Annotated in this window: 24 protein-coding genes; 21 read left to right on the plus strand and 3 right to left on the minus strand. The window is 64.9% G+C overall.

What is annotated here, in order from left to right; translation table 11 throughout:
* Window positions 1–109: 109 nt before the first annotated feature.
* Complete coding sequence (locus AC0L3S_RS06410) at window positions 110–430, minus strand: hypothetical protein (protein ID WP_027566114.1); 321 nt, start codon at window positions 428–430, stop codon at window positions 110–112.
* Window positions 431–776: 346 nt separating this feature from the next.
* Between AC0L3S_RS06410 and AC0L3S_RS06415 the strand changes: the two genes are divergently transcribed.
* Window positions 777–1,970: a serine hydrolase domain-containing protein gene (locus AC0L3S_RS06415; RefSeq protein ID WP_473278471.1), complete on the plus strand. Its 1,194-nt coding sequence runs from the start codon at window positions 777–779 to the stop codon at window positions 1,968–1,970.
* 79 nt (window positions 1,971–2,049) lie between these two features.
* Complete coding sequence (locus AC0L3S_RS06420) at window positions 2,050–3,744, plus strand: AMP-binding protein (protein ID WP_473278472.1); 1,695 nt, start codon at window positions 2,050–2,052, stop codon at window positions 3,742–3,744.
* A 133-nt stretch (window positions 3,745–3,877) separates the two neighbouring features.
* Here the strand turns inward: AC0L3S_RS06420 and AC0L3S_RS06425 are convergent, their stop codons facing one another.
* Complete coding sequence (locus AC0L3S_RS06425) at window positions 3,878–4,879, minus strand: adenosine kinase (RefSeq protein ID WP_473278473.1); 1,002 nt, start codon at window positions 4,877–4,879, stop codon at window positions 3,878–3,880.
* A 125-nt stretch (window positions 4,880–5,004) separates the two neighbouring features.
* Between AC0L3S_RS06425 and murJ the strand changes: the two genes are divergently transcribed.
* The 16 genes from murJ to AC0L3S_RS06505 all read left to right on the plus strand — a co-directional run bounded on the left by murJ (window position 5,005) and on the right by AC0L3S_RS06505 (window position 20,130).
* On the plus strand, window positions 5,005–6,555 hold the full coding sequence (murJ, locus tag AC0L3S_RS06430; protein WP_473278474.1) for a murein biosynthesis integral membrane protein MurJ: 1,551 nt from the start codon (window positions 5,005–5,007) through the stop codon (window positions 6,553–6,555).
* 73 nt (window positions 6,556–6,628) lie between these two features.
* Entirely contained in the window at window positions 6,629–7,681 is a 1,053-nt protein-coding gene (gene trpS / locus AC0L3S_RS06435) for a tryptophan--tRNA ligase (protein WP_473278475.1), read from the plus strand.
* Window positions 7,682–7,788: 107 nt separating this feature from the next.
* Entirely contained in the window at window positions 7,789–8,283 is a 495-nt protein-coding gene (locus AC0L3S_RS06440) for a universal stress protein (protein ID WP_007598307.1), read from the plus strand.
* 233 nt (window positions 8,284–8,516) lie between these two features.
* Window positions 8,517–9,086: a NifU family protein gene (locus tag AC0L3S_RS06445; protein WP_473278476.1), complete on the plus strand. Its 570-nt coding sequence runs from the start codon at window positions 8,517–8,519 to the stop codon at window positions 9,084–9,086.
* Window positions 9,087–9,259: 173 nt separating this feature from the next.
* Window positions 9,260–9,955 (plus strand): tRNA (adenosine(37)-N6)-threonylcarbamoyltransferase complex dimerization subunit type 1 TsaB, encoded by a 696-nt coding sequence (gene tsaB / locus AC0L3S_RS06450; protein ID WP_473278477.1) that lies wholly within the window; start codon window positions 9,260–9,262, stop codon window positions 9,953–9,955.
* Window positions 9,952–10,437 carry a ribosomal protein S18-alanine N-acetyltransferase gene (gene rimI / locus AC0L3S_RS06455; protein ID WP_473278478.1) on the plus strand — a complete coding sequence of 162 codons (486 nt, stop codon included), beginning with the start codon at window positions 9,952–9,954 and terminating at the stop codon, window positions 10,435–10,437. The genes tsaB and rimI overlap by 4 nt, the downstream gene beginning before the upstream one ends.
* Before the next feature lie 38 nt (window positions 10,438–10,475).
* Window positions 10,476–10,931, plus strand: a complete 456-nt coding sequence (locus AC0L3S_RS06460) for a Fur family transcriptional regulator (RefSeq protein ID WP_007598312.1) — start codon at window positions 10,476–10,478, stop codon at window positions 10,929–10,931.
* On the plus strand, window positions 10,932–11,612 hold the full coding sequence (locus AC0L3S_RS06465; RefSeq protein WP_473278479.1) for an HAD family hydrolase: 681 nt from the start codon (window positions 10,932–10,934) through the stop codon (window positions 11,610–11,612).
* Between the two features lie 191 nt (window positions 11,613–11,803).
* On the plus strand, window positions 11,804–13,192 hold the full coding sequence (gene miaB / locus AC0L3S_RS06470) for a tRNA (N6-isopentenyl adenosine(37)-C2)-methylthiotransferase MiaB (RefSeq protein WP_473278480.1): 1,389 nt from the start codon (window positions 11,804–11,806) through the stop codon (window positions 13,190–13,192).
* Window positions 13,193–13,196: 4 nt separating this feature from the next.
* Entirely contained in the window at window positions 13,197–14,255 is a 1,059-nt protein-coding gene (locus AC0L3S_RS06475; protein WP_219678884.1) for a PhoH family protein, read from the plus strand.
* Window positions 14,256–14,316: 61 nt separating this feature from the next.
* The gene (gene ybeY, locus AC0L3S_RS06480; protein WP_473278481.1) at window positions 14,317–14,826 is read left to right on the plus strand and encodes an rRNA maturation RNase YbeY; all 510 of its coding nucleotides are present in this window, start codon (window positions 14,317–14,319) and stop codon (window positions 14,824–14,826) included.
* Between the two features lies 1 nt (window position 14,827).
* A complete protein-coding gene (locus AC0L3S_RS06485; RefSeq protein ID WP_473262446.1) occupies window positions 14,828–15,946 on the plus strand; it encodes a hemolysin family protein in 1,119 nt (372 codons plus the stop codon).
* On the plus strand, window positions 15,943–17,556 hold the full coding sequence (gene lnt / locus AC0L3S_RS06490) for an apolipoprotein N-acyltransferase (protein WP_473278482.1): 1,614 nt from the start codon (window positions 15,943–15,945) through the stop codon (window positions 17,554–17,556). Before AC0L3S_RS06485 ends, lnt begins: the two co-directional genes overlap by 4 nt.
* Window positions 17,557–17,766: 210 nt before the next feature.
* Window positions 17,767–18,180 carry a helix-turn-helix domain-containing protein gene (locus tag AC0L3S_RS06495; protein ID WP_473262450.1) on the plus strand — a complete coding sequence of 138 codons (414 nt, stop codon included), beginning with the start codon at window positions 17,767–17,769 and terminating at the stop codon, window positions 18,178–18,180.
* Window positions 18,181–18,265: 85 nt separating this feature from the next.
* Window positions 18,266–19,423 carry a M20 family metallopeptidase gene (locus AC0L3S_RS06500; RefSeq protein ID WP_473278483.1) on the plus strand — a complete coding sequence of 386 codons (1,158 nt, stop codon included), beginning with the start codon at window positions 18,266–18,268 and terminating at the stop codon, window positions 19,421–19,423.
* Window positions 19,420–20,130 carry a tRNA (guanine(46)-N(7))-methyltransferase TrmB gene (locus AC0L3S_RS06505; protein ID WP_473278484.1) on the plus strand — a complete coding sequence of 237 codons (711 nt, stop codon included), beginning with the start codon at window positions 19,420–19,422 and terminating at the stop codon, window positions 20,128–20,130. The genes AC0L3S_RS06500 and AC0L3S_RS06505 overlap by 4 nt, the downstream gene beginning before the upstream one ends.
* On the opposite strand, the gene AC0L3S_RS06510 is transcribed toward AC0L3S_RS06505, so the two are convergent.
* Window positions 20,127–21,209 (minus strand): DUF2336 domain-containing protein, encoded by a 1,083-nt coding sequence (locus AC0L3S_RS06510; RefSeq protein WP_473278485.1) that lies wholly within the window; start codon window positions 21,207–21,209, stop codon window positions 20,127–20,129. The two genes, AC0L3S_RS06505 and AC0L3S_RS06510, sit on opposite strands and share 4 nt — an antisense overlap.
* A 363-nt stretch (window positions 21,210–21,572) precedes the next feature.
* On the opposite strand from AC0L3S_RS06510, the gene rimP reads away from it, so the two are divergent.
* From rimP to AC0L3S_RS06525, 3 genes are read left to right on the plus strand one after another with little or no spacing between them, the layout of a single operon-like run.
* Complete coding sequence (rimP, locus tag AC0L3S_RS06515; protein WP_473262535.1) at window positions 21,573–22,352, plus strand: ribosome maturation factor RimP; 780 nt, start codon at window positions 21,573–21,575, stop codon at window positions 22,350–22,352.
* Between the two features lie 2 nt (window positions 22,353–22,354).
* Window positions 22,355–23,965 (plus strand): transcription termination factor NusA, encoded by a 1,611-nt coding sequence (gene nusA, locus AC0L3S_RS06520; RefSeq protein ID WP_473262461.1) that lies wholly within the window; start codon window positions 22,355–22,357, stop codon window positions 23,963–23,965.
* Between the two features lie 22 nt (window positions 23,966–23,987).
* On the plus strand, window positions 23,988–24,671 hold the full coding sequence (locus AC0L3S_RS06525) for an RNA-binding protein (protein ID WP_473278486.1): 684 nt from the start codon (window positions 23,988–23,990) through the stop codon (window positions 24,669–24,671).
* The last annotated feature ends 38 nt before the right edge of the window (window positions 24,672–24,709 follow it).

Here is a 24,709-nt window from a genome sequence, read left to right on the forward strand (position 1 = left end):
GCGGGGTCTTGCGGGCTGTTCCGGTTCGGCCGGAATATAGGGAGAGGCGGCGCGCAATGCACCGTCCCGCAACGCACATCTGCTGGGAGCCAGGCTCGGAGCGGCGGACTTACGCCGCGCCGCTCAGATAGGTCTCGCGCCGCCCGATCATGCGCTCGGCGGCGGCCTTGGCGTCGGCCTTCGAGGAGGTCGCGCAGGTCCGATATTCGAGATCGGGGACGTCCGACGCGTTGCGGCGGCCGAACCAGGACTTTGAACCGACCGGCAATAGCGCCAGCGCCTGCGCCAGATTGTCGACCGCGCCAAACGAATAGAGCGCGCCGGTGCCGGCGATGCGAACCTCATAGATGCCGGGCGAGATCGGCGCCTCGAGATTCTCGCCCCGTCCGGGACGGGGATAGCGCTTCCATTCGCTCCAGGTCGAAATCATTTGAGGTCCCCCTCGCGGCCGGTGGGCGGCCACGAAATTTGCATCAAGTCTTAACGTTGGCCGTGGATCGGCCGAGAGCTGAACGCCGCAGCTCACAAAATGTTTCAAGTGCTTCAAACAGTCGAAACATATCGCCAGGAGCCATCCACGGTCACCGCTGGCTGCGGCCATCCACCGCAGATTGTGACGGAGTGTTGTAGTTCAGCGCATTGTCGTCGTGCGCGGGGAGCCGACCGTCAAGTCACGACATCGCGACCGCGGCAGGTATGCGGATGTGCTTGCCGCGCGGCGCACGCGGGAGGACAATCGATCGCTTCCAACAATAATCAAACCGGAGGAAACGCGTATGCAAGGCAAAGCTGAGATCGACCAGATTCTGCGCCAGAAGAGCGAGGCCAAGGAGATTCCCGGTGTCGTCGCCATCGCCTCCAACGGTACCGACGTGCTGTATCAGGGCGCGTTCGGCAAACGCGACCTGTTCAAGCCGGATGCTATGACTGCCGATAGCGTGTTCTGGATCGCATCGATGACGAAAGCGGTGACATCAGCCGGCGCGATGCAGCTCGTCGAGCAAGGCAAGCTGTCGCTGGATGCGCCGATCGGCGAGGTGTTGCCCGATCTCGCCAAGCCGCAGGTGCTCGAAGGTTTCGATGCCAAGGGCGAGGCCAAGCTGCGGCCGGCCAAGGGGCCGATCACGCTGCGTCAGCTCATGACCCACACCGCAGGCTTCTGCTACAACATGTGGAATGGCGATCTCGCGGTCTATCTGGACAAGAACGGCATCCCCGCCATCACCACATGTCAGAACGCGGCGTTGAAGACGCCCATTATGACCGACCCCGGCACGCGCTGGGAATACGGCACCAATATCGATTTCGTCGGCAAGGCCGTGGAAGCCGTCAGCGGCAAGCGTCTCGATGCCTATCTGCGCGACAATCTGTTCGCACCGCTCGGCATGAGCGATACCGCTTTCAAGATCACTGCCGACATGCGCAAGCGCCTGGTCGGCATGCATGCGCGCGGCGAGGATGGCCAGCTCGCTGCGATCCCGTTCGAGCTCGAGCAGGAGCCCGAATTCCACATGGGTGGGGGAGGCCTTTATTCGACCGCGGCCGACTACATCAAGTTTACCCAGATGATCCTGAACAAGGGCCGCGGCAACGGCAATCAGGTTCTGAAGGCCGAGACCATCGCGACGATGGGGCAGAACCACATCGGCGATCTCGCCATGGGCAAGATGACCACGGCGGCGCCGATGTACACCAATGACGTCGATCTCTATCCGGAGCAGGTGAAGAAGTGGGGCCTCAGCTTCATGATCAACACCGCCAAGACCGCCGAGGGCCGCAGCGCGGGCAGCCTCGCCTGGGCGGGCCTCGCCAACACCTACTACTGGATCGACCCGGCGCGCGACGTCACCGGCGTGATCCTGATGCAGCTGCTGCCGTTCGCCGACGCAAAATGTCTCGAGGCTTTTGCCGGCTTCGAGCGCGGCGTCTATGCCGGGCTCGATGCCGGCAGCGGGCAGAAAGCGGCCTGAGGCGCGCCTAGCTCTCACGACGCGTGACGGCCGGGCTTGTTGTCCCGGCCGTCCACGCACCTGACTGGAGGACACGATCTTGGCAGACAAAGCCGACAGTTACGTTTGCGGCATCTCCGACACGCCGCTGCTCGGCGACACCATCGGGCGCAGCCTCGATCAGGCCGCGCGCCGCTGGGGCGATCGCGAGGCGCTGGTCTCGCCCAGCCACGGCGTGAGATGGACATGGACGGAGTTTGCCGCGCGGGTCGACGCGCTCGCCGCCGGCTTTGTTGCGCTCGGTCTCGAACGCGGCGCACGGATCGGCATCTGGTCGCTGAACCGGCCGGAATGGACTCTGACCCAGTTCGCTGCCGCCAAGGCCGGTCTCATCCTGGTGACGATCAATCCGGCCTACCGGCTGAGCGAGTTGGAATTCGCGCTGCACAAGGTCGGATGCAGCGCCATCGTCACCGCGACGGCGTTCAAGACCAGCAACTACATGGACATGCTCAACACGCTGTTGCCGGAGCTTGCGAGCGCCAGGCCCGGGCAATTGCGGGCCGCGCGGCTGCCGGCCTTGCGCATCGTGATTCAGATCGGCGGCCCCGCCTGCCCGGGCACGATCCCGTTCGAGGAGGTCGCCGGCATGGGTGGAACCCCGCATCGCGAACAGCTCGCCGCGCTCGGTGCCTCCCTGCAATTCGACGATGCCGTCAACATCCAGTTCACCAGCGGAACGACGGGATCGCCCAAGGGCGTGACGCTGACCCATCACAACATTCTCAACAATGGCTATTTCGTCGGCCGCGCCATGCGCCTGACCGAAGCGGACCGCATCTGCATTCCGGTGCCGCTCTATCATTGCTTCGGCATGGTCATGGGCAACCTCGCCTCCGTCACGCTCGGCGCGACGATGGTCTATCCCGGCGAGGGGTTCGATCCGCTCGCGACGCTGCGGACGATCGAGCAGGAAAAATGCACCGCGCTGTACGGTGTGCCGACGATGTTCATCGCCGAACTCGACCACGGCGAATTCTCAAACTTCGATCTGACATCGCTGCGCACCGGCATCATGGCCGGCGCACCCTGCCCGATCGAGGTGATGAAGCGCGTCAATAGCGAGATGAACATGGGCGAGGTCACGATCGCCTATGGCATGACCGAGACGAGCCCGGTCAGCTTTCAGAGCGCCGTCGACGATCCGCTCGACCGCCGCGTCTCGACGGTCGGACGAATCCATCCGCATGTCGAGGTCAAGGTCGTCGATCTCGACGGCAAGATCGTCAAGCGCGGCGAACGGGGCGAGCTCTGCACTCGCGGCTACAGCGTGATGCTGGGCTATTGGGAGGAGCCGGAGAAGACCGCGGATGTGCTCGACGCCAACGGCTGGATGCATACCGGCGACATCGCCATCATCGACGACCAGGGCTATTGCAACATCGTCGGCCGCATCAAGGACATGGTGATCCGCGGTGGCGAGAACCTCTATCCCCGCGAGATCGAGGAATTTCTCTATCGGCACCCCAAGATTCAGGACGTGCAGATCTTTGGCGTTGCGGATACCCGCTACGGCGAGGAACTCTGCGCCTGGATCCGCGTCAGGTCCGGCGAGACGCTGACGCCGGAGGAGGTGCGCGCCTTCTGCGACGGCCAGATCGCCCACAACAAGATTCCGCGTTACGTGGAATTCGTCGACGAGTTTCCGATGACCGTGACCGGAAAGATCCAGAAATTCCTGATGCGCGACGAGGTGGAGCAACGGCTTGGGTTGAAAGCCGCGAAGACTGCGTGAGCCGCATCTGTCATTCCCCGCGAAGGCGGGGAATCCAGTACGCCGGAGCCTCTCGATTGAACCACACCCGTCTCGGAGTACTGGATCGCCCGGCCAAGCCGGGCGATGACAGCGAGGATGAGGCTATTCCACCTTAAACCGTCAGGCCGCGCTGCCCGGCGAGCTCCTTCAGCGACACCTGGGGACGCGCGCCGATGTGCTGGATTACTTCGGCGGCTGCGAGCGCGCCGAGTTCGCCGCACTGCTTGAACGGCAGGTTGCGCGCCAGGCCGAACAGGAAGCCGGCGGCGAAGAGGTCGCCGGCGCCGGTAGTGTCCACGAGTTTCGCGATCGGAGACGCCGGCGCTGCGACTGCGTCAGTTGGCGTCACCACCACGCAGCCTTTCTCGCTGCGGGTGACCACGCCGAGATTGACGTCGTTGCGCAGCTGCTTGAGTGCGGTGTCGAAATCCGAGGTTTGGTAGAGCGAATGCAGCTCGGACTCGTTGGCGAACACGATATCGACGGTGCCGTTGCGCATCAGCCCCAGGAATTCGTCGCGATAACGATCGACGCAGAAGGAATCCGACAATGTCAGCGCCACCTTGCGCTTGGCATCATGGGCGATCTTGGCCGCCTTGACGAAGGCGTCCTTGGCGTTCTTGGGATCCCAGAGATAGCCCTCGAGGTAGACGATGCCGGCCGCGGTGATCTCGGCCGGGTCGATGTCGGCGGGCGACAAATCCTGCGCGGCGCCGAGATAGGTGTTCATGGTGCGCTCGCCGTCGTCGGTCACCAGGATGTAGGAGCAGCCGGTCGCAGGGCCGTCCTTCGCCGCGGGCGTATTGAAGGCGACGCCGGCCGCGCGGATGTCGTGGACGTAGAGCTTCCCAATCTGGTCGTCCTTGACCTTGCCGACGTAGGCGGCGCGCGCCCCGAGGCTGCCGATGCCGACGATGGTATTGGCGGCCGAACCGCCGGAAACTTCCGTCGCCGGGCCCATGTCCTTGTAGATGGCGGCGGCCCGCGCCTCGTCGATCAGGGACATGCTGCCCTTGGTCATGCCGTGCTTGCCCAGAAAGGCTTCATCGGTCTTGACCAGCACGTCGAACAGCGCGTTGCCGATGCCGAGAACGTCATATTTCACGTCAGCCATTCACCTTGATCCTGTTTGGCGGATTGCGATACCCGCGGAAATCCGCTTCCTGTCGGTCTGAAATCTGGCTCGCGGCCTATCACGGCCGGCCCTTCGCGGGCAAGCAACGGTATTATGCAGTTCCGATGATCCGCTCCTTCCTGACCGTCTCGACGGGGACACTGGCTTCACGGCTGCTGGGCTTTGCACGCGATTCCCTGATCGCGGCGCTGCTCGGCACCGGTGCCGTGGCGGACGCGTTTCTGGCGGCATTTCAGCTCGTCAACGTGGTGCGGCGCCTGCTCAGCGAGGGGGCCCTGAATGCGGCGCTGATCCCGGCCTGGCTGCGCGTTCGAGACCGCGATGGCGAGGCGGCTGCGGCGGCGTTCGCGGGACGCGTGCTGGGTACGGTCAGCGCGGGCCTAATCGCGATCTCGATCGTGATTGCACTGCTGATGCCGCTGATCATCATGATCATCGCGCCGGGCTTCGTCGGCAGCGCATCGCTCGATCTCGCCATCCAGAATGCGCGCCTGATGCTGCCTTATCTGGCCTTCGCGGGACCCGTCACGGTATTGATGGGCCTGCTCAACGCGCAGGGACGCTTTGCACTCACCGCGTTCTCGCCGCTGCTGTTCAACATCGCCCTGATCGCCGCGATAGCGGCACTCCTGCTGGGGCACGCCGATGCAACCTTCGCCGCGTGGATGCTGGCGGCCACCGTCGGCATCGCCGGCCTGTTGCAGCTCCTGATGCTGCTGTCGCAGCGAAGTGCGCGTCTGGCGACACCGCTGCGCGTGAGCTTCGACAAGGATATGCGCGGCTTCTTCGCCAAGGCGATCCCGGGCATGATCGCGAGCTCCGGCCCGCAATGGCTGATGGTGGCCGGCGCGATCATCGCCTCGGCCACGCCGGCCGCGGTCTCCTGGCTCTATTTCGCCAACCGCCTGATCGAGCTGCCGCTCGGCATTGTCGGCGTCGCCATGGGTACGGTGCTGGTGCCGGAGCTGACGCGCGCGGTGAGGAGCGGCGACCGTGATGCGGTTGCGCATGCGGAATCGCGCGCGCTGGAACTCGCGACCGGGTTGGCGTTGCCGGCGACGCTCGGCTTGATCGTGCTGGCGGAGCCGATCGTGCGGCTGCTGTTCGAACACGGCGCCTTTGGCGCGGAGGACAGCGCGGCCACGGCGCATGCACTGATGTGGCTGGCGCTGGGCCTGCCGGCGCATGTGCTGATCAAGGCGCTGTCCCCGGCCTATTTTGCCCGCGGCGACACGATGACGCCGCTGCTTGCGACCGCGAAAGGGTTCGTGGTCGCGGTCGCGCTCGCGGTCCTGCTCGGTCATTTCTTCGGCGCGAGCGGGATCGCCGCCAGCATTGCCGCCGGCGCCTGGAGCAGTGCGATCTCGCTCCTCAGGAAAGGCACGCGTGAATTCGGCTTCTCGGTCGATGCCGGCGCCCGCAACCGGCTGCCGCGAATCGTGCTCGCCGCGCTGTTCATGGGTGGCCTGCTGTGGCTGACCGCAGCCCTCTTGCCTTCACAGGCCCACGGGCTGATCCGCTTCATTGCGCTGGGCTCACAGATCGCCGCCGGAATCGTCGTCTATGGCTTGCTCCTGCAAATCCTCCGCGTCGCGTCCTGGCGCGAGGCGGCCGGTGCCTTGAAGCGCCCCGCCCAGCCCGATCCCGGCGCCTGAGGTTAGCGAAATACCCTTGACGGGGCAGCGCCGCTGTTGGAAACGACGCCCCGTATCTTGCAGGAAAGCTGCCATGGCATTCGTTGAACGGGTTTTTTCGGGCGTCCAGCCGACGGGCAATCTGCACCTCGGCAATTACCTCGGCGCGATCGTCAACTTCGTGAAGATGCAGGAAACCCACAACTGCATCTATTGCGTCGTCGACATGCACGCGATCACGCAGGGCGTGGACGTCTGGGGTGGGCCGGTCGAGCTCGCGCGCAACACCCGCGAGGTGACCGCGGCGTTCATCGCCAGCGGCATCGATCCGAAGAAGCACATCGTGTTCAACCAGAGCCAGGTCTCGGGCCACGCCGAGCTCGCCTGGATCTTCAACTGTGTCGCGCGCATGGGCTGGCTGGGCCGCATGACCCAGTTCAAGGAGAAGGCCGGCAAGGACCGCGAGAACGCGTCCGTCGGGCTGTTCGACTATCCCGTGCTGATGGCGGCCGACATTCTACTCTACCGCGCCACCCACGTGCCGGTCGGCGAGGACCAGAAGCAGCATCTCGAGCTCTCGCGCGACATTGCGCAAAAGTTCAACAATGACTTCGCTGACTCGATCCGCAGCCAGGGCGCCAATGACGGCCTGTTCTTCCCGCTGCCGGAACCGTTGATCACGGGCCCGGCCACGCGCGTGATGAGCTTGCGCGACGGCACCAAGAAGATGTCGAAGTCGGACGCGTCCGACAATTCGCGCATCAATCTGACCGACGACGCCGATACCATCGCGCAGAAGGTGCGCAAGGCCAAGACCGATCCCGAGCCGCTACCGACCGAGGAGAAGGGTCTGGAAGCGCGCCCCGAGGCCGCCAATCTCGTCGGTATCTTCGCCGCGCTCTCCGGCCGCTCCAAGGCCGACGTGCTCAGGGATTTCGGCGGCGGCCAGTTCTCCAGCTTCAAGAACGCGCTGGTGGATTTGTGCGTCACCAAACTCGCGCCGATCGCCGGCGAGATGAAGCGCCTCGTCGCCGACCCCGGCCATATCGACGCGATCCTGAACGACGGCGCCGACCGGGCGCGTGCGATCGCCGACGAGACCATGAAGCTCTCGAAGGACATCGTGGGCTTCATCCGCCGGCGCTGAGGCGCGTTCGCGAAAACGCGGCCGACGCCACCGCGCCGGCCGCTTCTGCTCTCCCCAAGCACGATGGAGTGTGGCAGCATGTCAGCCGCGCACATTCCGGGACATGCATGACCAGCAAGCGACTTTGCTTCGAGCCGGGTCACAAGCCCAAATGCCTCGTCATCGTCGACGACACCGCCGAATGGGATCGCGCGGTCTATTACGCCAGCCGCTGGGCGATCCGCGCCGGCGGCGGCGTGGTGATGCTCCGCATCATCGAGCCCGAGCAGCAGAGCCAGGAATGGCTTGGAGTTGCCGACATCATGCGCGCCGAAGCGCAGGAGGCGGCAGAAGCCGCGCTCGACCGTGCCGCCGGCCGCGCCAACGGCATCGCCGCGATCACGCCGGAACGGGTGATCCGCGAAGGTGCTGCGATGGAACAGCTGCTGGCGGTGATCGACGAGGACCCCGATATCGCCATGCTGGTGCTCGCCGCGAACCCGGGCGCGGAAGGCCCGGGCCCATTGGTCTCGCTGCTCGCGCACGCGCTGGGCACGTTCCCGGTGCCGGTGACGGTCATTTCCGGCGCGCTGAGCGATCAGAGCGTGGATTCGCTGTCGTAACTCAGGCGCTCGTCATGCCCGGGCTTGTCCCGGGCATCCACGTTCTTGGGACCGCGAAGCAAGGCGTGGATGGCCGGGACAAGCCCGGCCATGACGCCGCGGGAGTCGCTGGTCTAAGTCGCTGATATCACAGCAAAACGCGCTCCCCACCCCTTGACCGTGCGTTCGCCGTCGCCATCTGCTAATGGATAGAGCACGCGCCGGCCTTGAACCGGCGACGTCTGGAGAAAACCATGTTCATTCAAACCGAAGCCACTCCCAATCCCGCCACGCTGAAATTCATTCCCGGCCGCGTCGTGGTCGACGGCGGACCGATGGAATTTGCCAACCGCGAATCGGCCGCACGCTCGCCGCTCGCCGAAAAGCTGTTCGAGGTCCCCGGTGTCACCGGCGTGTTCTACGGATCGGACTTCATCACCGTGACCAAGGCGAGCGGTGAATGGCAACAGCTCAAGCCCGCGATCCTCGGCGCCATCATGGAGCACTATATGTCCGGCGCGCCGCTGCTCGCCGACGGTGCCGCCGCGAGCGATGTCGATCTCGACGACGAGGACGAATTCTTCGACGAGACCGATGCCGAGACGGTCGACATGATCAAGGATCTGATCGAGACCCGCGTGCGCCCGGCGGTCGCCAATGACGGCGGCGACATCACCTTCCGCGGCTTCAAGGACGGTATCGTCTATCTCAACATGAAGGGCTCGTGCGCCGGCTGCCCGTCGTCGACCGCGACGCTCCAGCACGGCATCCAGAACCTGCTCAAGCACTTCGTCCCCGACGTGGTCGAAGTCCGGCCGATGTAAATTGCACGCGCGACCCATCAATTGGACTCCGTCATGCCCGGGCTTGTCCCGCCTGCGCGGCCGAAGCCGCTTCGGCGAGGCGAAGGCCCGGGCATCCACGTTCTTGGGCGCAAAGTCGTGGATGGCCGGGTCAGGCCCGGCCATGACGACCGGGATGATGCTATGATCGCTCCATGCTGATCCTTGCCATCGATACCGCGCTGGAAGCGTGCGCGGTTGCTGTTCTCGACACCGATTCCGGCCAGCTCCTCGCACAGGAGCAGCTTCTGATGAAGCGCGGCCACGCCGAAGCGCTGATGCCGATGATCGCGCGCGTGATGCAGTCGGCCGATCTCGCCTTCACCGTGCTCGACCGCATCGCGGTCACCATGGGCCCCGGAAGTTTCACCGGCCTGCGTGTCGGCATTTCGGCGGCTCGCGGCCTTGCACTTGCTGCGAAGCGGCCCGCCGTCGGCCTGACAACCTTGTCGGCCTATGCCGCCGCCGTCGTCGGCCTGAGCGGAACGGCACCGGTGATCTCGGCGATCGACGCGCGGCACGACCACATTTATTTCCAGATCGTGGCCGGTGACGGCAGCCAGCTGGTGCCGCCGGGCGTCGTTCTCGTCGACGAGGCGATCGCGGCTTCGCAATTCGGCGCACCGCATCTGGTCGGCAATGCCGCGAAGATCCTCGCCGAGCGCTGGCCGAAAGACATGCCGCAGCCGGTCGCGGTGGACGCGCAGCCCGCGCCCGACATCGGCTGGGTCGCATGGCTTGGCGCGGCCGCCGATCCCGCGACAAATCCGGCGCGGCCGTTCTATCTGCGGGCGCCCGACGCAAAGCCGTCCGCACAACTGCCGCTTGCAGCACAAGCCGCAAGCTCATGATGAAATGGTTCTCGGAATGGTGGCGCGGCGGCACGGCCGTCGTCGAGCCGGCTGTCGCGCGCGACGTCGCACGGCTCGCGCTACTCCACGGCGCCTCCTTCGCGCGCGGTTGGGGCGAAGGCGAGTTCGAAAGCATGCTCAGCGAGCGCAACACGCTGGTGCACCGGTTGCGCCTCGGCCGCAAGATCGTCGGCTTCGCGGTGTCGCGGATCGGTGCGGACGAAGCGGAGATCCTCTCGATCGCGGTCGACCAGGCCCATCGCGGCCGCGGCCTCTCTCGCACGCTGCTGATGACCCATCTCGGCCACCTGGCAGGCCGCGGCGTGCGCACAATATTTCTCGAAGTCGAGGAAAATAACCAGCCGGCGCGACGGCTCTACGATCGAACCGGATTCATGGTGGTCGGACGCCGCGAACGCTACTATAAGCAGCCGAACGGGGAACAATTGAACGCACTTCTGATGCGACGTGACTTGTCGTAACATCGATGGCAGAAAGCGCCCCGTCAGGCGGACATCACATGACTGGTCTTAAACCTTCCCCCGCTTCCAAGGCGTCCGGCATCGAGGCGCGCTGTGCCGCCACAGGCATGCGCATGACCGAGCAGCGCCGTGTCATCGCCCGCGTGCTCGCGGAGGCGGTCGATCATCCCGATGTCGAGGAACTGTACCGCCGCTGTGTCGCCGTCGACGACAAGATATCGATCTCGACGGTGTATCGTACCGTCAAACTGTTCGAGGATGCAGGCATCATCGAGCGCCACGATTTCCGCGAAGGCCGCGCGCGCTACGAGCAGATGCGCGACAGCCATCACGACCACCTCATCAACCTGCGCGACGGCAAGGTGATCGAGTTCACCTCCGAGGAGATCGAGAAGCTCCAGGCGGAGATCGCGCGCAAGCTAGGTTACAAGCTGGTCGATCATCGGCTCGAACTCTATTGCGTCCCGCTCGACGACGACAAACCCACAAGTTAAGTGGCGATCGATCTCGTCATCTTCGATTGCGACGGCGTGCTCGTGGACAGCGAGGTGATCTCCTGTCGCGCGCATGCTGATGTGCTGTCCAGACACGGCTATCCGATCACGTCGGAGCAGGTGCTGGTCCGCTTTCTCGGCGTATCCGAGAAAGACGCACGGCGAATGGTCGAACAGGAGATCGGCCGCAATCTTCCCGACGATCTCGAGAGCCAAGTGAATGCGGCGACGCTGCAATTCTATGCCAGCGATTTGCAGCCGATCACCCATGTGGCCGCAGCGATTGGCGCAATCGATTTGCCCAAATGCGTTGCGTCGAGCGGCACGCCGGAGAAGATCCACCACGGCCTGACCTGCGCCGGTCTCTACGAGCTGCTCGCTCCGAACATCTTTTCCGCGAGCCAGGTCGCACGCGGCAAGCCCGCGCCCGATCTTTTTCTGTTCGCCGCCGTGCAGATGAAAGTCGCGCCGGAGCGGTGCCTCGTGATCGAGGACAGCGTCCCCGGGGTGACCGGCGCGCAGGCCGCCGGGATGACCGTGCTGGGGTTTCACGGTGGCAGCCATTGCCCGCCGGGCCACGCTGAAAGACTACGGGCCGCCGGGGCCGGATTGACGTTCGACGATATGCGGCAATTACCGGAGCTGGTCCGGCGGGTCGCGGCGGAGACCCTGACGGGCTGAATCCCTCCTCCCGGCGTCATTCCGGGGCGATGCGCCGGCAGCGAACCCGGAATCTCGTGCCAAAACCTCTGGATTCCGGATTCGCGACTGCGTCGCGTCCCGGAATGACGACCGAAAAGACCCCAATCGCTGGATTTCCGCAGCCCCAGCCTATATCTGAGGGCAGTCTTCCCACCTCAATTCCGGGTTCCATGACGCCGCCGCGCAAGCTGCACATCAAATCATATGGCTGCCAGATGAACGTCTACGATGCCCAGCGCATGGTGGACACGCTGGCCCCGGAAGGATTCGTGGAGACGGCCAGCGCTGATGACGCCGATCTCGTCATCCTCAATACCTGCCATATCCGCGAGAAGGCCTCGGAAAAGGTCTATTCGGAGCTCGGCCGCCTGCGCGTCGCCAAGGACGCCGCCGCGCGTGATGGGCGCACCATGCAGATCGCGGTCGCGGGCTGCGTGGCACAGGCCGAAGGCGAGGAGATCGTGCGCCGTGCACCCGCGGTCGACGTCGTGGTGGGACCGCAGAGCTATCATCATTTGCCGCAACTGTTGAAGCGCGCCGGCAATGAAGGTCGCGCCATCGAGACCGAATTCCCAGCCCAGGACAAGTTCGGCTTCCTCGCCCAGCCCAAGCCCGGCGCGATCCGCGCCCGCGGCATTTCCGCTTTCGTCACGGTGCAGGAAGGCTGCGACAAGTTCTGCACCTTCTGCGTCGTGCCTTACACGCGTGGCTCGGAAGTCTCCCGGCCGGTGGCAAAGATCGTCGACGACGTGAAGCGCCTCGCTGAGAACGGCGTCCGCGAGCTCACGCTGATCGGACAGAACGTCAACGCCTATCACGGCGAGGGGCCGGACGGAAAAAGCTGGCCGCTCGGCAGGCTGCTGGAGCACCTCGCGGCGCTCCCCGGCATCGCGCGGCTGCGCTATTCGACCAGCCATCCCAGCGATGTCGACGACAGTCTGATTGCAGCCCATCGCGATCTCGGCGCGCTGATGCCGTTCGTGCACCTGCCGGTGCAGTCGGGCTCGGACCGGATTCTGGCCGCCATGAACCGGAAACATACCGCCGATGATTATCGGCGTGTCGTCGACCGTTTCCGGTCGGCACGCCAAGACATTGCTTTTTCATCAGATTTTATCGTCGGCTTCCCGGGCGAAAGCGAGCAAGATTTTCTCGCGACCCTCGCGCTTGTCACGCAAATCGGCTACGCTGCGGCGTATTCGTTCAAATACTCCGCCCGGCCGGGAACGCCGGCCGCGGACATGCAGGAGACGGTGTCCCCCTCCGAGATGGACCAGCGATTGGAGCGGCTCCAGGAACTGATCGACAGCCAGCAATCGGCCTTCAACAAGGCCGCGATTGGCTCAACGGTCGATGTGCTGTTCGAGCGTCCGGCCCGCAAGGGCGGCCAGATCGTCGGCCGCACCGCCTTCCTCCAGCCCGCGCATGTGATGGCCTCGCCCGACATCATCGGACAAATCCTGCCGGTCCGGATCGACAGCCTTGAACGCTACAGCTTCCTCGGTGAGCTCGCCATGGCGCACGAGCCCGCTTTATCGCCCATCGCCACTGGAGCCTGAACCCTTGCCCAAAAGCGCATCGGATTCGTCTTCTTCCATCGCTCCCAGCCGCAAATTTGACCGCGACATGCAGGTTCCGCCCGAGACCCAGGTCGTCATCGACTTCGACGACAACCGTGCCGCGTCGGCGCTGGTCGGCCCTTACGGCCAGCATCTGGCACAGATCGAACGGCGGCTCGGCGTCGTCGTCGATTCCAAGGGCAACCACATCACGATTGGCGGCTCGCGCGACGGCTGCGATGCCGCGCGCCGCGTGCTGGAGACGCTCTACGCCCAGGCCGTGAAAGGGCAGGATCTCGACCAAGGCGAGGTCGAGGGCGCGATCCGTGCCGTGATCGCGCAGGGCTCGCTGTTCGAGTTCGACGCCAAGTCGGCCAAATCCACCTTCGACAGCATCAATCTGCGCAAGCGCCCGGTGCGTGCGCGCACGGCGGCGCAGGATTCCTACATCCGCGCGCTGAAGCGCCACGAGCTGGTGTTCGGCATTGGCCCCGCCGGCACCGGCAAGACCTGGCTCGCGGTCGCGCATGCCGCGCAACTGTTCGAGCGCAAGGAGGTCGACAAGATCATCCTGTCCCGACCGGCGGTAGAAGCCGGCGAGCGGCTCGGCTTTTTGCCCGGCGATCTCCGCGAGAAGGTCGATCCTTATCTTCGCCCGATCTACGACGCGCTCTATGACCTGATGGACGCGCGCATCGTCGAGCGCGCGCTGCAGACCGGCGAGATCGAGATCGCGCCGCTCGCCTTCATGCGCGGCCGCACGCTGACCAACGCGGCCATCATCCTGGACGAGGCGCAGAACACCACGTCGATGCAGATGAAGATGTTTTTGACCCGCCTTGGCGAGAACAGCCGCATGATCGTCACGGGCGATCCCTCGCAGATCGACTTGCCGAACGGCCAGACCTCGGGCCTCGCCGAGGCGACGCGCCTGCTGAGCGGCGTCGAAGGTATTGCGCAAGTTCATTTCAAGGCCGAAGACGTAATCCGCCACGAACTCGTGGCGCGGATCGTCTCCGCCTACGAAGGGGCGCCGCAGCGGCCGGCCGCCGGTAAATCCTGACGAGGCAGCAACCGGACCATATGGGCGCGGACACGACGCCCCTTCGTTCGGAACAAGGACAATGTCACACCCCAACCTTCCCATCACCGAGGTCCTCGTCGTCGCCGATTGCTGGCAGCGGGAGCCCGAATCCGAAGCCGTGATCCAGCGCGCCGTGGCGGCCGCCGCCGAGAATGTCGACGAAGACGTTGCGGAGGCGGAAGTGGCGGTAATGCTGACCGATGATGCCGGCATCCGTACGCTGAACAGCAACTGGCGCGGCATCGACAAGCCGACCAACGTGCTGTCGTTTCCCGCGCTACAGCCGGAAGGCGAATGGAAACAGGGCGATGCCCCGCGCATGCTCGGCGACATCGCGATCGCCTACGAGACCATGCGACGTGAGGCGGACGAGGAACAAAAGCCTTTCGATCATCATTTGAGCCATCTCGCCGTGCACGGTTTCCTGCATCTGGTCGGCTACGACCACGAAAACGAAGACGACGCCGAGGAAATGGAAGCGCTCGAACGAGAGATCCTGGCTCATCTCGGCATTCCCGACCCCTATGCCGACCGCCCAGGGACGCATTGAGATGCCGGATTCCGACCCGATTCAAGACAATCCGCGCACCACGGCCAATTTGCCCGTCGTGGTAACGCCCGGCGAGGTGATGCGCCCGACCGCGGAAGGCTGGCTGCTGCGTGCCATTCGCAGCCTGTTCGGCTGGAAGGCGGGTTCGGTACGCGACGACCTCCAGGTCGTGCTCGACGCCACGACGCCGGACGACACCGGCTTCTCGACGGTCGAGCGCACCATGCTACGCAACATCCTCGGCCTGCACGAGCGCCGCATCGCCGACGTCATGGTGCATCGCGCCGACATCATCGCGGTGAAGCGCGACATCCCGCTCGGCGAGTTGATGGACCGCTTCGAGAGCGCCGGCCATTCGCGCCTTGTGGTCTACAACGAGACGCTCGACGATCCCGTCGGCATCGTCCATATCCGCGATCTGCTCGCCTTCATGACCGCGCGTGCGCGCGTGTCGGGGGTCACGAAAACCAAGCGCAAGAAGCCGCTGCCGGCCGGGCTCGATCTGCGCACGGTCGATCTCGCGCTGCCGCTCGAAGAAGCTCGCATCATCCGCAAGCTGCTCTACGTGCCGCCCTCGATGCGGGCGATCGACCTGCTCGCGCAGATGCAGGCCACCCGCATCCATCTGGCGCTGGTGGTCGACGAATATGGCGGCAGCGACGGGCTGGTCTCGCTCGAGGACATCGTCGAGCAGATCGTTGGCGAGATCGACGACGAGCATGACAGCGACGAGCCGCCCTCGATCGTGCGGCTGCCCGACAACGCCTTCATCGCCGACGCCCGCGCCAGCCTCGACGACGTCCGCACCGTGATCGGCGAGGACTTCGTCACCGGCGAGGCCGGCGAGGAAGTGGAGACGCTGGGCGGCTATCTCGTCAGCTTCGTCGGGCGCCTGCCGGTGCGCGGCGAGGTGATCTCGGGCCCGGGCCATTACGAGATCGAGGTGCTCGATGCCGATCCGCGCCGGGTCAAGCGACTGCGGATCTCGACGCGAAAGGAGCGTCCTGCACCGCGCACCCAGCGCGAGAGCCGGCGCCGCGAGGCTGCGCCGGACGGCAGCCAGCAGACAGCCAGCGACACGCCCACCCCGCCGCCAAGCGACGGGACCGGTCCGCAGTGAGCCCTCTCCAGCGATTTCGCCAGATCGCGCTTGCCATCATCCTGACCTGGGGATGGAAGCGCGCGCTCGTCGCGATGGCTGCCGGCGCGCTCTCGGTGCTGGCGCTGGCGCCCTTCAACGCCTTCCCGGTGCTGTTCATCACCTTCCCGGTGCTGGTCTGGCTGATCGACGGCGCCGGCGCCGGACGATATGGCGGCGTCCCCGCCGCGGCGCTGACCGGCTACTGGTTCGGCCTCGGCTATTTCGTGCCCGGCCTCTACTGGATCGGCTACGCCTTCTTCGTCGACGCCGATGTATTCGCCTGGCTGACGCCGTTCGCCGTGCTGGGCCTGCCGGCCTATCTGTCCATCTTCACGGCAATGGGCTTTGCGCTCGCCCGCCTGCTCTGGACCAAGAGCGCGACACGCGTGCTTGCGCTCGCGGCAAGCCTCACCATCACGGAATGGCTGCGCGGTCATGCGCTGACCGGCTTTCCCTGGAACGCGTTCGGTTATGCGCTGTCCGAGCCGCTGCCGCTGGCACAAACGGCGTCGCTGATCGGCCTGTGGGGCATGACGTTCCTGACGGTTGCGATCTTCGCGAGCCCCGCGGCGCTGATCGACCGCACGCCCGATCGCCGCCTCGCGTGGCGCGCACCGGCCGCGGCCCTGGCGCTCCTGCTTGTCATGGGTATCTTCGGCGCGATCCGCCTGTCGCTGCATCCGACCACGATGGTCGCCGGCACCAAATTGCGCCTGATGCAGCCGGATCTCCAGCAGGACGCGAAATTCAACTACGCCGCCAAGGCGGAGGTGATGAAGAAATATCTGGCCTTGTCGGACCGCGCCTCCGGACCGCAATCGACCGGCGTGCGCGATGCCACCATCCTGATCTGGCCGGAATCCGCCTTTCCGTTCTTCCTGACGCGCGAAGCCGATGCGATGGCGCAAATCGCGGAGCTTCTGCCCAAGGGCACGGTGCTGATCACGGGCTCGGTCCGCGCGCCCGACCTGCCGCGAGGCACGCCGATCACCCGCGCCTATAACTCGATCTACGTGATCGACCACGACGGCAGCGTGCTCTCTGTGTACGACAAGCTGCATTTGGTGCCGTTCGGCGAATTTCTTCCCTACCAGGGCCTGATGGAAAAGCTCGGGTTCGAGCAACTCACGCGTGTGCGCGGCGGCTTCATTCCCGGCACCGTGCGGCATGCGCTGCCGGTCCCCGGCGCGCCGTCCGCGCTGCCGCTGATCTGCTACGAAGCAATCTTTCCGGGCGAGGTGGCTGGACGCAACGAACGTCCGGGCTGGATCGTGAATCTCACCAATGACGGCTGGTTCGGAATCTCGACCGGCCCCTACCAACACCTCGAACAGGCGCGGATGCGCGCGATCGAGCTCGGATTGCCGCTGGTTCGCTCCGCCAATACCGGCGTTTCCGCAGTGATCGATCCGGTGGGGCGCATCGTCGCCAGTCTCGGTCTCGGGATCGAAGGCGTTTTGGACGCAAATCTGCCCGCCGCGATCCCGCCGACCATCTATGCGCGCGTGGGCGATGTACCCGCGGCCATGCTTGTCGCGCTCGCCGTGTTTCTGGCGGTCCGCCGACGTGTTGCCAAACGGCACCCCTGATCACGCAGCCGCGGCCGATAACTTTTGACAACCGTAGTCCCACGGTTGACAGACTGCACGCGGCCTCCTCATTCTGCACCGGCTGCAAAAGACAGTGGGCATTGCTAAATTTCTCCGCAATGTTTTCCAATAACAGGGTCTGATTTTGACGTTGCTTACACCTGAGGCATTCCTGATTGCGCCGAAGGTGATGTTTGGAGGGCTGAGGAAATGTCGAAAGCGCCCAACCCTGTTGACAAATATGTCGGCAGTCGCGTGCGGATGCGCCGCATCATGTTGGGCATGAGCCAGGAAAAGCTCGGTGAAGCTTTGGGCCTGACTTTCCAACAAGTTCAGAAATACGAGAAGGGCACAAACCGGGTCGGCGCGAGCCGCATCCAGCAAATTGCCGAAATTCTGCAGGTGCCGGTGTCGTTCCTGTTCGAGGGCGGTCCGAGCGGCGTGGCGGGGCCGGACGGCTTCGCAGAAGGCGCATCGCCCTCCTATGTTTCGGACTTTCTCGCGACTTCCGAAGGACTCGCCCTGACCAAGGCGTTCACCCGAATCAGCGATTCCAAGATGCGCCGCTCGATCGTCGATCTCGTCGAGCAGATCGCGGCCCGCGAAGGCCCCGACAAGCGCTGAGGCGCCGTCTCAATCCGATTTGAGACTGCGTCAAATCTGGCCTATGTCGTCATTTGTGGCCGCGCTTTGATGCGCGTCTTCCTCGATGATGCGATTCAAAGGCACAGATGCGCTCATGGTCAGCTCCAATTGGTTCGATTCCAAAACTATTCTCGATGGCATCCGCCGCTGGGTGGAGGTCGAGACGCCAACGGACGCACCTGAACAGGTCAACAAGCTGGTCTCAATGGTCGCGGAGCAATACCGCGATCTCCCTGTTGCGCTCGAGCGCATCGCCGGCGTCGACGGCTGCGGCGATCATCTCGTAGCGCGCTCGACCTGGGGCCAGGACCGGCCCGGCATCCTGGTGCTGAGCCACCTCGATACCGTTCATCCCATGGGATTCATCGAGCGCCTGCCGTTCAAGGTCGAAGGCGACAGCGCGTTCGGTCCCGGCATCTACGACATGAAGGGCGGCGCCTACATCGCCCATCACGCCTTTCGCGCGCTTTGTGCCACGGCCGATCGCCCGCCGCTCGGCATCACCCATCTGTTCACCTCCGACGAGGAGATCGGCAGCCCCACCTCTCGCGCACTCATCGAGACCGAAGGGCGCGAGGCGAAGTACGTGCTGGTGACGGAGCCGGCCCGCGATGGCGGCAAGATCGTCACCGGCCGCAAGGGCGTCGGGCGATTCGAAGTGTTCATCAAGGGGGTGCCCGCGCATGCCGGCACGCGGCCCCAGGATGGCCGCAGCGCGATCCGCGAGCTCGCCAACGTCATCCTGGCGCTGGAAGCGATGAACGATCTGGCGCGCGGCGTCACCGTCAATGTCGGCGTGGTGCGCGGCGGCACGCGGCCCAACGTGACGCCGGAAGAAGCCCATGCCGAAATCGATCTGCGCGTGCTGAGCCTCAAGGACGCGGATGAATTCGTCGGCAAGATCCTCGCCCTGACATCGAAGACGGATGGCGTCACCGTCAAGGTCACCGGCGGGCTCAATCGTCCGCCCTACGAGAAGAGCAATGCAGGCGCCTCGTTGTACGAACATGCAAAGACCGTGGCCACGGAGATCGGCTTCGAGCTGGTCGACGTTCACACCGGCGGTGGCTCGGACGGCAATTTCACCGCCGCCCACACCGCGACGCTCGACGGGCTCGGCGTCGACGGCAAGGGCGCGCACACCCATTACGAGCAGCTCTATGTCTCGTCGCTCGAACCGCGCGCGCGGCTGCTCCATCGCCTGTACCAGACGCTACGATGAGTGAGCGCAAATCAGATCCCGATCGCGAGGACAGCGAGCGCGCTTTCTTCGGACGCCGCAAGGGCCACAAGCTCAGGCAGCACCAGGCCGAGCTGATCGATCATCTGCTGCCGCGTCTTGCGCTCGCCATCGACCGCGAAGCACCGGCGGATGCCGGCGAGATCTTCGGCCCCGCAGCCGACGATTTGCGGCTCGAGATCGGCTTCGGCGGCGGCGAGCATCTCGCGGCGGAAGCACAGCACTTCGCCACGACCGGCTTCATCGGCTGCGAGCCTTACGTCAACGGCATGGCGAAGATCCTCGCGCAGATCGAGGCTGCCGAGATCGGCAACATCCGCCTGTTCGCGGGCGATGCCGCCGAGCTCCTGGCCTGGCTGCCGAAAGCTTCGCTGTCGCGGATCGACCTGATCCACCCCGATCCCTGGCCGAAACGGCGGCACTGGAAGCGGCGCTTCGTCCAGGACCGGACCATCGCCGCGATGGCGCGCGTGTTGAAAGCCGGCGGCGAATTTCGCTTCGTCTGCGACATCGACGATTACTGCGCCTGGACGCTGTCGCATCTGGCGCGCTCGCAGGACTTTGTCTGGCTCGCGGAGCGCGCCGATGATTTTCGCCTGCCGTGGGACGGATACACGATGACGCGCTACGGCCGAAAGGCAACGCGCGAAGGCCGCAAGGCCGCGTATCTGCGATTCAGGCGGGTCTAGATCGTCTGCCGGTTGCGCCAGAAATTCACGACGCGCTCGGCGGTCGTCGGCATCAGCCGCGTGAAGTTCGCGCGCGCCTGCTCAAGATCCGCGTCGGCTGGCGTGCGATTCGGGCCGTACCACATCAGGATCAGCGCCCGCACTGTCGGCCAGCCGAGATTCAGCACACGCCCCAGAACCAGAATTGGATCGTAGCGGTCACCCGTGATCAGGCGGTCGAGGACCGAGAGGCGGACGCCGGACATCGCCGAAAGCGAGGCGATCGCCTCCTCGTATTTGTGGGCCTTCGCGAAGCCAAGCAGTGCGCTCTCGCCAAGATGACCCTCGCGATGCAAGGCCAGGACGGTGCGCTGCGCCCCCGAGAAATCGCGGCGCGGACCCGGCGGCAGCGTGGCTTCCTCGATGGCCGTCATGGCCCGCTTGATCTCGACCTGGCGCGCGGGATTGACCACGCTCGAGAGACGGCGGCGGATGACGTCGAGCGTGCCGTCGAGAAGCTGTTTCAGGTTCTCACCCGAAAGATCGCTACGCTGGCCGATCCTGAGCGTCAGCACGCCATCCTGCGCGGCACGCTTGATCAGCTCGGAATAGCTGCCCGGCGAGAACACCGCGCCGGAATTGCCCGCGGCGCGGCGTACCACGTCGCGATCGCCGCGCTCGACCAGCACGTCGGTGATGACAGCCGACAGCGTGGGGCGCTCGCTCATCGCCAGCAGATGGCCCTGGCCCTTCAGTCGCGCGATCTCGACGAGAGCGGCGTCGTCGAGCACGGGCGAATGGCGCAGCACGGGGCCCGCCACCGCGATTTCGTTTTCGCGCGCGAGCTGGCTCACCAGGTGCCGCGGCGCGTTGTTCAGGCGCGAGAAGCGTTCGGCGAGATCGACGCGCGAGGCGAGCTCGGCATGCGGGACAAGATCGATCAGCAAATTGTCGAAGAGATCGATGACATCGGGACGAAGCTTCTCGGCGTCCTGAAAGAACAATTGGGAGATAGCGTGCGCGATCTCGCCGCGACGCCGCGGGTCGCCGCGTTTGACGATATCGTCCAGTCCGGGAATGAGCGACGTGGCAACGGTCATGAAAACGCAAACTCGTACGGGGCACGCCGCGGGTGCGCCCTTGGTCCAAGCCGCCCCACAATCAGGGAATTTAGGCCTCGGAGGTGAAGGAAGCGTTGCGCGGGGCCGCAGGCCGGGCGCAAAAAGCCCGGCCTGCCCTGCATGGGCCTTGTCCGGGAAGACGGAAAGGGCTATATCAGCGCCAATTCATCTTCTCATACGATCCGCGTAGTGAGAGTGGGCCCGAAAGGACCCGCTCTTTTTTATTACCTGAACGCGGCTTGGTGGAAGATATGCGGCCCGGCGATCTGTCGGGAGAGTTCCGAAGCGAGCTTTGAGATCTTAAATCAAGCCTTAACCATATCGAGCGCCTTGACCTCTGACATGACCGAACCGAACCCTGGTTCCACGGATGCCGAATTGCTGGCCGAGCCGAGACTCGTAGTCGAGCCGGGCGTCGCGGCACGGGTGTCCGCGGTCGCCGGGCCGGTGCTCGAAGGCATGGGCTATCGCCTGGTGCGGATCCGCATTTCCGGGGAATCCGGCTGCACCGTGCAGGTTATGGCCGAGCGGCCGGACGGCTCGATGCAGATCGAGGATTGCGAGGCGATCTCGCGGGCGCTGTCGCCCGTGCTCGACGTCGCCGATCCCGTCGATCGCGCCTATCGGCTGGAAATCTCCTCGCCGGGGATCGACCGCCCGCTGGTGCGCCGCTCCGATTTCGAACGTTATGCCGGCCATCTGGTGAAGGTCGAGATGGCGGTCGCTCATGAGGGCCGGAAGCGGTTCCGCGGCACGATCGGCCCCGTCGAAGGCGACCGCGTGCATCTGCATCGCGACGACGTCAAGGCGGGCGAGGCTGCCGACGTTCTCCTGACGATGGAAGACATCGCCGAGGCGCGGCTGGTGCTGACCGACGAGCTGATCGCGGAATCCATGCGCCGCGGCAAGGCCCAGGCACGCGAAATGCGCCGCAATCTCGGCCTTGAGCCGCCGGCGGCGCCGCACGCCAGCATCAGCGAAAAAACGACCAAGAACACCAAGCCGGCTAAGAAGCCAGCGCCGGCCACTACGAAGAAGCCGGCTCCGACCAATACCAAGAAACATCGCCTGGCCGCCGAACGCGCGCGTCGGGGCGAGATCGATCCTGACGAAGGAGACTAGCCATGGCAGTCAGCGCCAATCGACTTGAATTGCTTCAGATCGCCGACGCCGTTGCGCGCGAGAAATCGATCGACCGCGGCATCGTCATCGCGGCGATGGAGGATGCCATCGCCAAGGCGGCGCGGGCCCGTTACGGCAGTGAGACCGACGTTCACGCCGAGATCGACCCGAAGAAGGGCGAGCTGCGGCTGTCGCGCCACATGCTGGTGGTCGATACGGTCGAAAACCATTCCAACCAAATCTCGCTGGTGGATGCGCAGCGCGCCAATCCCGGTGCCCAGGTCGGCGACACCATCGCCGACACCCTGCCGCCGCTTGAATATGGCCGCATCGCCGCGCAATCCGCCAAGCAGGTGATCGTGCAGAAGGTGCGCGAAGCCGAGCGCGACCGGCAATATATGGAATTCAAGGACCGCATCGGCGACATCGTCAACGGCGTCGTCAAGCGCGTCGAATATGGCAGCGTGATCGTCGATCTCGGGCGCGGCGAGGCCATCATCCGCCGCGACGAGATGCTGCCGCGCGAAGTGTTCCGCAACGGCGACCGCGTCCGCGCCTACATCTTCGATGTCCGCCGCGAGACCCGCGGGCCGCAGATCTTCCTCTCCCGCACCCATCCGCAGTTCATGGCAAAGCTGTTTGCGCAGGAAGTGCCCGAGATCTATGACGGCATCGTCGAGATCAAGGCGGTCGCCCGCGATCCCGGCTCGCGCGCAAAAATCGGCGTGATTTCCCGTGATTCCTCGGTCGATCCGGTCGGCGCCTGCGTCGGTATGCGCGGTTCGCGCGTGCAGGCGGTGGTGAACGAATTGCAGGGCGAGAAGATCGACATCATCCCCTGGTCGCCCGACATCGCGACCTTCGTGGTCAACGCGCTGGCGCCGGCCGAGGTCTCCAAGGTCGTCATCGACGAAGACCGCGAGCGCATCGAGGTCGTCGTGCCCGACACCAACAACCAGCTCTCGCTGGCGATCGGCCGCCGCGGCCAGAACGTGCGACTGGCCTCGCAGCTCACCGGCTGGGACATCGACATCCTGACCGAGCAGGAGGAATCGGAGCGCCGCCAGGCCGATTTCGAGAACTCCACCCGCGTCTTCATGGAATCGCTCAATGTCGACGAAGTGGTCGGCCAATTGCTGGCGTCCGAAGGCTTCACCTCCGTCGAGGAACTCGCGATGGTGGACGTCAAGGAACTCGCCGGCATCGAAGGTTTCGACGAGGAGACCGCGCAGGAACTCCAGAACCGCGCCCGTGAATATCTCGAACAACTGGAAGCCGAACTCGAGGCCAGGCGCAAGGAGCTCGGCGTCGAGGACGCCGTCAAGGACGTGCCCGGCGTCACCTCGAAGATGCTGGTGAAGTTCGGCGAAAACGACATCAAGACGGTCGACGACCTCGCCGGCTGCGCCACGGACGATCTGGTCGGCTGGACCGAGCGCAAGGAAGGCGGCGAGCAGACCAAATATCCGGGCGCGCTCGACGGCCTCGAAATTTCCCGTGACGATGCTGAAGCGATGATCATGCAGGCCCGCGTCAAGGCCGGTTGGATCACCGAGGCCGATCTCGCCAAGCCCGCCGAAGAGGCCGAGGCGACCGAAGATCAGCCGGCTTAGGGCGAAGGAGGATGTCACCCGGATGCTCGCCGATACTGACCCCGAACTCGACCATGGACCGCGGACCGAAAGGTCCGCGACCGTGCGGATGTGTGCGGTCAGCCGCGAGGTCCGGCCGATCGACGAGCTGATCCGCTTCGTCGTCTCGCCCCAAGGGCACGTAGTTCCCGATCTCAAGCGCAAGCTGCCCGGACGCGGTATGTGGGTCACCGCCTCGCGCGAGGTGGTTGCGGAAGCCGTTCGGCGTCACCATTTTACCAAAGCCTTCAAGCGCGAGCTGCGCATCCCTCAGACGCTTCCCGCCGACCTCGAGGCGCTCCTGGTCCGGAGCGTGGTCGAAGCCCTTGGGATTGCCGCCAAAGCGCACCAGATCGTGGCCGGTTTCGGCAAGGTCGAAAGCGCGCTTCGGGAAGGTACGGTCGAGGTCCTGATCCATGCCAGCGACGGGGCCGCGGACGGAATCCGCAAATTGGACATGCTGGCGCGTCAAAATGAGGGAAATCGCGGCGCCAAGCCGCCGATTCCCGTCGTCACCGCACTAAAATCGACAGAATTGGATTTGGCACTTACCCGGTCAAATGTGATACATGCTGCCCTGCTCGCGGGCCCGGCGAGCAAGTCATTCCTGTCACGTAGCCAGATGCTGGTCCGATACCGGATGGCGGACGCTGACAGGACTGCCGAAAAGCCCGGCCAGGATTTCTGAGAGACAACGACCACCCGATAGCACGGTGCGGCAACGCA

The sequence above is a fragment of the Bradyrhizobium sp. Ken01 genome, assembly GCF_055807355.1.